7 protein-coding genes, 6 tRNA genes, 1 rRNA gene and 1 pseudogene are annotated in these 7,972 nt (G+C 39.8%); 4 read left to right on the top strand and 11 right to left on the bottom strand.

The genetic code is table 11. From position 1 onward, the window contains the following. Together JL57_RS14000 and JL57_RS13995 are read left to right on the top strand one after the other, a co-directional pair. Nucleotides 1-363 (top strand): annotated as a pseudogene (locus tag JL57_RS14000) (flavodoxin family protein); the annotation flags it as partial. Then, nucleotides 360-1,034, top strand: a complete 675-nt coding sequence (locus JL57_RS13995) for an NAD(P)H-dependent oxidoreductase (protein WP_034142653.1) — start codon at nt 360-362, stop codon at nt 1,032-1,034. The pseudogene JL57_RS14000 and the gene JL57_RS13995, both read left to right, overlap by 4 nt. Nucleotides 1,035-1,364: 330 nt before the next feature. Here the strand turns inward: JL57_RS13995 and truA are convergent, their stop codons facing one another. Then, nucleotides 1,365-2,102 carry a tRNA pseudouridine(38-40) synthase TruA gene (gene truA / locus JL57_RS13990; protein ID WP_291300083.1) on the bottom strand — a complete coding sequence of 246 codons (738 nt, stop codon included), beginning with the start codon at nt 2,100-2,102 and terminating at the stop codon, nt 1,365-1,367. A 187-nt stretch (nt 2,103-2,289) separates the two neighbouring features. Beyond that, nucleotides 2,290-2,610 carry a DUF1992 domain-containing protein gene (locus tag JL57_RS13985; RefSeq protein WP_034142652.1) on the bottom strand — a complete coding sequence of 107 codons (321 nt, stop codon included), beginning with the start codon at nt 2,608-2,610 and terminating at the stop codon, nt 2,290-2,292. A 316-nt stretch (nt 2,611-2,926) separates the two neighbouring features. On the opposite strand from JL57_RS13985, the gene JL57_RS13980 reads away from it, so the two are divergent. Together JL57_RS13980 and yyaC are read left to right on the top strand one after the other, a co-directional pair. Beyond that, nucleotides 2,927-3,838, top strand: coding sequence for a ribonuclease Z (locus JL57_RS13980; protein ID WP_034142651.1), 912 nt, complete (start codon nt 2,927-2,929; stop codon nt 3,836-3,838). Nucleotides 3,839-4,143: 305 nt separating this feature from the next. Further along, the gene (gene yyaC / locus JL57_RS13975; RefSeq protein ID WP_291300082.1) at nt 4,144-4,839 is read left to right on the top strand and encodes a spore protease YyaC; all 696 of its coding nucleotides are present in this window, start codon (nt 4,144-4,146) and stop codon (nt 4,837-4,839) included. A gap of 225 nt (nt 4,840-5,064) precedes the next feature. On the opposite strand, the gene JL57_RS13970 is transcribed toward yyaC, so the two are convergent. The 9 genes from JL57_RS13970 to JL57_RS13925 form a co-directional block, all read right to left on the bottom strand. Further along, complete coding sequence (locus JL57_RS13970; protein ID WP_034142650.1) at nt 5,065-6,195, bottom strand: hypothetical protein; 1,131 nt, start codon at nt 6,193-6,195, stop codon at nt 5,065-5,067. Nucleotides 6,196-6,766: 571 nt separating this feature from the next. Further along, nucleotides 6,767-6,967, bottom strand: coding sequence for a hypothetical protein (locus tag JL57_RS34420; RefSeq protein WP_291300081.1), 201 nt, complete (start codon nt 6,965-6,967; stop codon nt 6,767-6,769). 102 nt (nt 6,968-7,069) lie between these two features. Next, a tRNA-Val gene (locus JL57_RS13955) sits at nt 7,070-7,146 on the bottom strand. Between the two features lie 3 nt (nt 7,147-7,149). Then, nucleotides 7,150-7,236, bottom strand: a tRNA-Leu gene (locus JL57_RS13950). A 10-nt stretch (nt 7,237-7,246) separates the two neighbouring features. Further along, nucleotides 7,247-7,339, bottom strand: a tRNA-Cys gene (locus JL57_RS13945). Between the two features lie 13 nt (nt 7,340-7,352). Then, a tRNA-Gly gene (locus JL57_RS13940) sits at nt 7,353-7,427 on the bottom strand. Between the two features lie 8 nt (nt 7,428-7,435). Then, a tRNA-Lys gene (locus JL57_RS13935) sits at nt 7,436-7,512 on the bottom strand. A gap of 6 nt (nt 7,513-7,518) precedes the next feature. After that, a tRNA-Tyr gene (locus JL57_RS13930) sits at nt 7,519-7,602 on the bottom strand. 311 nt (nt 7,603-7,913) lie between these two features. Further along, a 16S ribosomal RNA gene (locus JL57_RS13925) occupies nt 7,914-7,972 on the bottom strand; the annotation flags it as partial.

Here is a 7,972-nt window from a genome sequence, read left to right as displayed (position 1 = left end):
ATGGCCCAAATCAACCGAAGTGTTATGACCAGCGACATAGTCATTTATCTCAACCCTATAGTCTTTGGGCAGTTCAGCGCTAATATCAAAAATGCTATCGATAGATCCTTACCTAATATGTTACCGTTTTTTGAAATAAGGCCAGACGGTTCAACGATGCATCCGCCTAGGTATGACACATACCCCAAGTCGATTATTATTGGCTACGGAGACGGGCTTTCCGATGAAGATAAACAGCTGTTTATTGACATTACAAAAAAACATCGTAGAAATATTGAAGTTCTCATCTGTCACGAAACAACCGAAACCATCATTGAGGCCTTCAATGAAATGGAGCTTGGAAGGGTGGATAACCTATTATGAAAAATATTGTTTTAATCAGTGCCAGCCCTAAGATCAACGAACAATCTGTCTCAAAGAAATTTTTAGATATGGCGGCTAACAGACTTGATGCCAATGCTTTCAATAAAACATTTATAGACGTCAGAAAAAGCATTCCAAACCATCAATGCGAGGCTTTCGAAACACTTTCCAAGGCAGACGTGATTATTATTTCATTTCCTCTCTACTTTTTTTGTTTGCCGGGTATTTTGACACAGTTTTTACAAGATTACTACCATTACTATACTGAACATAAAGTGGTAAGTAACAAGGTCAAAGTGTTTGCGATTGTTAACTGCGGGTTTCCCGAACCAGAAATAAATCTTGAGGCAGTCAGAGTGATCAAGAGCTTTAGCCAACATATCAATGCAGAGTTCTGTTTTGGCGTGCTGATCGGAGCAGGCCCCATGATGTTTGCCGCCAAAGACGCACCTTTTATGAAGAAACCCATTCAAAAGCTTCAGGATGCCTTTTCAGCAATTGCAGAAAACATCAAACATGAGCAGGTTACCAGGACGGATAATATCTATATTAGCCTTAATTTCCTATACTATAGATGCATCTTCCTTTTCTTTGGCGATAGAGGCTGGGTTACAATGGCTCGCAAAAACGGCTTAAAAAAAATCGAGCTTTATAGGAAACCATACTGTTAAACGAATAATCCTCTTCAATAGTCGAACAAGGTGGTGCTTCGCGTCAAGCGCACGGCATATGCCTTGTTCTTTTTTATACTAGTCAGAAAGTATAACTTTCAGTTGTATAATTTCTGGAAGGTTCCTTCTCACCATCCATGGCTTCTGGGACACTCGACCATCCATGGTCAGCGCATAAATGCAACTAAGTCGACCGCCTGCGCCTGAAGTCTTGGCGCTAACCAAGTTTTCTATATCGGCTCAGCGAGTGAATTGCATTTTAACTCTCTTCTTCATTACAAACTCCGGTAAGGCTCTTCAACCGGTTGCTTTGACGAAGTTCCGTAAGCCCTAATATGTTACATCTCTTAGGAATAAGCCTTTTGCTTGGGCTAAGGGTCCTGCTTCCCATCGTTTCTTTTCATTTAATATTTTTTCAACTTCTTTTGGTTTAAGATTACCTTTACCTACTTCGATAAGCGTTCCGACAATGATTCTCACCATATTCCATAAGAAGCCGTTCCCATTAACCTCTATGTCTAAAAGTCCATCCTTTTCTATTATATTAATGAAATTGATCGTTCTGATCGTCGATTTGTCACTGTTTTTTATGTTCGTAAAACTTTGGAAATCATGACTGCCAATTAAGACCTCCGAAGCATTTCTCATTTCGCTTAAATCAAGTTTCTCCGCAAGATGATATGTATACTTTCTATTAAATACATCCCTAAATTTTTGGTTATTAATTCTATAGACGTAGGTTTTCGACTTAACATTATATCTGGCATGAAATCGCTCAGGTACCTCTTCGATAGATTTAACCCCTATATCCTCAGGTAAATACTCATATAAATAATCCAAGATAGTGTCGGTAGTAAACGGAGATTTTGTATGGAAATTTGCGATATAATTTTCTGCATGTACCCCTGAATCCGTTCTTCCACAACCCACTATCTGAATTGCTTCTCCTGTCATTTTAGATAAGACAGCTTCGATTTTTCCTTGTATCGTCAGATCCGTCTCTTTTTGTTTTTGCCATCCTTTATATTTGAAACCGTCATAGCTTATAGTCATTTTTAAATTTCTCATATGTGCCTATGTGCCACCTTTTATTTATTTATGTTCCCATAACCATGTATGCATACATGTTAGTATACTACAATAATGTTCCAAGAGAAATTTTAAGTGAGGTTTAATAGTTTTTTTGTTTTGTAATAGTCTCGCCATAGAAACCCAAAATCATCCAATCAAGCTCATTTTATTCTTATTGAAGTATTCACTTTCTACGTCTGCAATCCATCATGACGTTATGATTTAGGATCTTTTCAGAAAGTTCTTGTTTAGAGATAGAAGAGTCTCCAGCAGATGAGTCTAATTTTTCCGTCCCAGGAGGCACAAAACGATCGTTTTCTTTGCTGGTTTGATCGAGATAGCCTGAGTTTTTAAGGACAATGTATGCGGCTCTAAGCTTCCGGGGCAAAAAGTAAAGGCCATCAATCTTTAAAGGCTTTCCTGCACCAGGAAGGCTTTTGGAATCACCTCTCGCTATGGCTTCTAGAATTCTCCGTTCCGTGAGAATACTAAAGACATCCTTCATGTTGCTACCCCCTCACAATTACAAATTTATTTGTTTTTGTATTATATGATGAACAACATGTGTTAGGCATTGTACTGCAGGTTGACTGTTCATAAAACTTATTCTATTCTGGTATGATTTTACACAAAAAACCAAGAAAAAAAGGCTATACTACCCATATCTAACGCCAAAGCTTTTGACTAAAAAATGATTCAAATATTGTAAGGTTATGTAGTAGAAAGATTACGGAGGTTTAAGAGTAGGACTCTTAAAAGAATGCTATGATACCACTGTAACCTTAAAAAGCTTTAAGAATATGTTTGTTGAGGAGATATTTATGCTTGATCTTTGTTTGTTAGGAACAGGGGATATGATGCCGTTGCCGGACAGATGGCTGTCATCCCTGCTGATAAGGTATCACGGACGAATGATTCTCATAGATTGTGGTGAAGGAACTCAAATCCCGCTGAGAATGACCAAATGGGGTTTCAAAACTATTGATGCTATTTTATTCACCCATTATCATGCCGATCATGTAGCGGGATTACCTGGACTGCTTCTCACAATAGGTAACTCAGGAAGGGAAGAACCCTTAACCTTAATGGGGCCTCCAGGCATAAAAGAAATCGTTGAAGGTATGATTGTCATTTCACCTGAATTACCTTATGAGTTGACCTTAATTGAACTATCAAACCTTGAAACTACCGAAACATCCATTAGCAATCTTGATATTAAGAGTATACCTGTTGATCACACTCTTCCTTGCTTATCCTATTGCATCGAACTTAAAAGGTGGGGTAAATTTGATGTTGAACGTGCTAAGGAACTAAGCATACCTGTAAACTATTGGAATAGTCTTCAGAAAGGTATGATGATTACCCTTGAAGGCAAGGTTGTAAACCCCGAAATGGTTGTAGGTGAAATGAGGAAAGGGATTAAAGTTTGCTATTGTACTGATACAAGGCCGACAGAAGACTTAATCGATTTTATTAATCACTCAGACCTCTTTATTTGTGAAGGGATGTATGGAAATGAGGACAACTTGGGCAAAGTTGTCCAGAAAAAGCATATGATGTTTTCTGAAGCTGGATTACTTGCAAAACAAGGCAGAACAAAGGAGCTCTGGCTCACTCACTATAGTCCGTCCTTAACAGAGCCAGAGGAATATATTGAGACTGTAAGAACAATTTTTACAAATAGTATAGCAGGAAGGGATTTGCTTATTAAGACTATAAAGTATACCGACTAAAATAATAAAATCTTTTTAATAATTATAGACCTTTCACCATACCCTCTTAAGTTCATTTAAGAACTCCTTCGGGATCGTTTGACCTTAGCAGTAATCCAAACATAAAACGCAGCGCCTTCCAATTTAGGAAGGCGCTGCGTTTTATGTTTTCTGGAGATTTTTAGTCAATGTTCATTTGCTCCTCTAATTTTCTACATTGTCCATAACTTGAACACCTAAAACTTTTGTAGGTTCGTCATTATACATTCTCATTTTCAAGCATATATTTTACCCTCGCTTATACAATGACTAATAGGAGCTATTGGATGATAGTTCATACTTCTTCACTGAAAAAATCAGTACTCCAACTGAGAACTGATGTTGCTATAACGCTTGGCGAGAATGGACGGAATCTGATTCATGGGGGTGTAATAATTATAGATAATTCAAGACTCATCCAAACCTCAGTTAATACATTTACCTATAATTACAAGGATAAACTATCTTTCGTCTCAACTTTAAAAGAACTCACTAACATGAAAAAAGTTCTCTTCACCTGTATCGGCACGGATCGGGCAACGGGTGACTGTCTGGGACCACTGGTTGGGACAAATTTAAAGCGGCTGGGTTATACGGTATTAGGGACACTGGATGAACCTCTACACGCCCAAAACCTGATTCAAGAACTTAAAAAGGCTTCGAACCTATATAATCCCGATATAGTCCTGGCAATTGATGCCTGTCTAGGTAAACTTGAAGATATCGGTAAGATCACCCTGTCCAACTCCCCTTTAACGCCAGGAGCAGCAGTACATAAGGATTTGCCCACAGTAGGTGATATTTCAATTATGGGGATCGTCAATTTAGGTGGCTTTTTTGAGCTTCAGGTTCTGCAGTGCACCCGCCTTCATACGGTGATGAAGCTTGCCTCAGATATCACGCATCTAATTTGGCGGGCAGTCCCTGCCTCTCGTAGGGATTCTTCAGTCAATAACAGAAATAACCAGAGTCAGTGCTCCTAGAGTTACCGGCCCGTACCGTTTTCAATAACAAGGATTTTGGTATTCTACACTAAGCAAATTAATAAAAATAATAGTACAACAACAGTTATAATCACCGCATTATAGCTGTTTGAATTTTAGGAACGCTGTAGGGATGGTGCCCGTTAACCTTTCCTGTTTCGCCGTTGACGAAGTCATTGTAGGTTGTAGAAGTGGGAGTCTCTCGATTGGATAATGTTGAGGGGGTTAAAACTGGTTCTCTTCAGAATTCACGATAAATTCATTGAGATTTATAAGCTTTCTTTTTTCCCTATTGCCTTTTGTCGTGTTAACAATGCCTTTTTCATCTGCTTTTTTAATGATGTAATCTCCCGTGAGTAAGTTATAATCTTCCTCATCAGCGTCATCTTTTGTAGTGGTACCTGTAAAGTATGAACCAAGTGTCGCCCCAATTAAGTACCAACCATCATCTTGAAATCTAAATCTATATTGTTTGTACCATCTCCAATTACTTCCACCATAAAAACTTAATAGAATTGAACCTCTATCAACGGAAATGGTTTCAAAAGGATCTCCAAATACTCCACCTTCGTTTGCTCTCATAATCGCAGTAGCTGTCTTAACAGTCAATGTATACGATTTATCCTTGTCTTGAACAAGAACAAAGAGAATTCGTGGAAACGAACTATCTTCATCATCGTCTTTCTCAATTACAGCTATAATGTCGGGCAAAGAATCCATGTTCAAATCCCCTTCAGCGGAACTCTTGATGTTCCACCCCTCCGGAATAAAGCCTTCTAAATCCTTACCCTTCATGATGGGAAGCTTCGGAGTATTGTCATTAGTAACTTCCTTTTGAGCAATTTTTAAATTGCTTTCTGCAATAATAAATTCATTGACTTTTCCAGATATAGTCTTCCATTCAATTTTTTCCGATGGTATCCCATCTGGTAAATATGTTTGTATGACAATCGTTTTATTGGTTAGTGTCTCAAACTTATTAATAACTCTTGTCTCTATCAATTCACTTTGTCTGTCGTCCCATTTTAATTCTACATGCTTAAAATCCTTAATCTCTCCTTCTACAACAACTTCAACAAATTCTCCCTTCAGTAAGCCATTGAGTATTACTGTATTTTTATCCTTTAACGAAGCCGGTTCTTCATAATATGTCTTTATTGCAACATTAGATTTTATTCCGTTTTGAATATCCTCTTTGCTTTCAAAAATATTATTCCCTTGATGCTGAGTCTCTTGTTCATTATTCGTTTGATTTTGAGTGGGTACGCTGTCAGGATCATTGCTTTTTAAACTATTGTTTGAGCATCCCACAATTAATAATGAAAACAATAATAATGCGGCTATTGTTTTTCTCATAGATTTTAGACCTACTTTCATTTAATTGGGTGCCCACAGGTTCATTGAATGAACAAATTACAGTTGAACCCAGATCGATCTTATTTTCTCATGAAAAAATGGAAAGGTTCTTTTTCCTCACCTTTATATCATCAAGTTTCACTATATTTCTTTTATGATAAACCGCTCCATACCGGTCAGCCTGATTATCACAAATCATAGCATAAGTTGGAAGTGGATTAAAGCCCAATACTTCAAACCGGACAAAACAGGGCAGAGCAGAAACAAGTGGATTTTGACAGACCCGGATACTGGCAACCAACTCAAGAAAATGGCATGGACGCCCATTGTCAGGCACCAACAGATCAAGTACAACTATTCCCCATATGATGTCACTCTCAAAGAATATTTTGCAAATAGAGACCAACGGGAAAGGTACTCTATTTGCAAATTTGGCTGTTTTGAGATTTACTAAGCTAGCTTAGTAAATCTCAAAAACGGCAATTTTTAATCATTTCCTCGGACACGGTCTCCACGACGTCCTTCCATCGATTGACCGGCTCCTTCCCCAGTTCCGCTTGCACCGTCTCCGCTAAACGGTTTGACTGTCAAGGCAGCATTGTTTAACCTGTCGGACCGCTTCCGCTACCTGATCGGCATAGTGATTTTGTTCCAATATTTCAGCCGCAATCTCTTGGCCGAGTTTATCATGCAGGCTGTGCTCCAGGCTCTCCTGCATGATATTAGCGGGCGGTATTACTTTGCCTTTATCGTTACTGACCTTACTTTGCAATCCTCACCAAAGCCAAAAGAGGACTTTTCAAAGTAATGGTCTCACGTTCTTTAGGATTAGGCATGAAAAAAGCTCCTCCGAGGAGAAGCTTTAAATGTCATATGGTGGGTTTGAGAGGACTCGAACCTCCGACCCCCGCGATGTCAACGCGGTACTCTAACCAGCTGAGCTACAAACCCATATGGTGCCGATGACCGGAATCGAACCGGTACGGGGATTAATCCGCGGGATTTTAAGTCCCGTGCGTCTGCCAGTTACGCCACATCGGCATGAATCGTTTGGAGGCGGCACTCAGATTTGAACTGAGGAATAGAGGTTTTGCAGACCTCTGCCTTACCACTTGGCTCTGCCTTACCACTTGGCTATGCCGCCAAGAAAATGAAAGTGGAGCGGGAGACGAGATTCGAACTCGCGACTTTCACCTTGGGAAGGTGACACTCTACCACTGAGTTACGCCCGCAAATTAATTGGTGGGCCATCCGCGACTCGAACGCGGGACACCCTGATTAAAAGTCAGGTGCTCTAGCCGACTGAGCTAATGGCCCATAATTTGGTGGGCAGGGATGGATTCGAACCATCGTACCTCGCGGAACAGATTTACAGTCTGTCGCCTTTAACCACTCGGCCACCTACCCATGTTAAACGTTTTGGCTTTATTCGATTCCATACAACGAAATCCCTCCTCCATATTCCGTCATCCTTTCGGACTTCGGGCATCGGATTTCGGACCTCGATCATCTGGTCTCTCAAAACTAAACAACAGCTCTTACCAATGAGTTGCCGATCCCTCGGCATGAGTCTTTCGACTCTAATGATCTCTCTTCGAACTTGCGTTCTCTGAAAGAATCGACCATTAGGATAAAACCAGAGATTCTTCGATGTTTTAGCACTCGTTTCCATCGTGCCTCGTGCATCGAGCTTCGAACCTCGATTTGGTTCTCCTTAGAAAGGAGGTGATCCAGCCGCACCTTCCGATACGGCTACCTTGTTACGACTTCACCCCAA

This window comes from Desulfosporosinus sp. BICA1-9 (assembly GCF_000802135.1).
The sequence above is the reverse complement of the archived record's forward strand: the minus strand, read 5'-3'. Positions and strand labels throughout refer to the sequence as shown.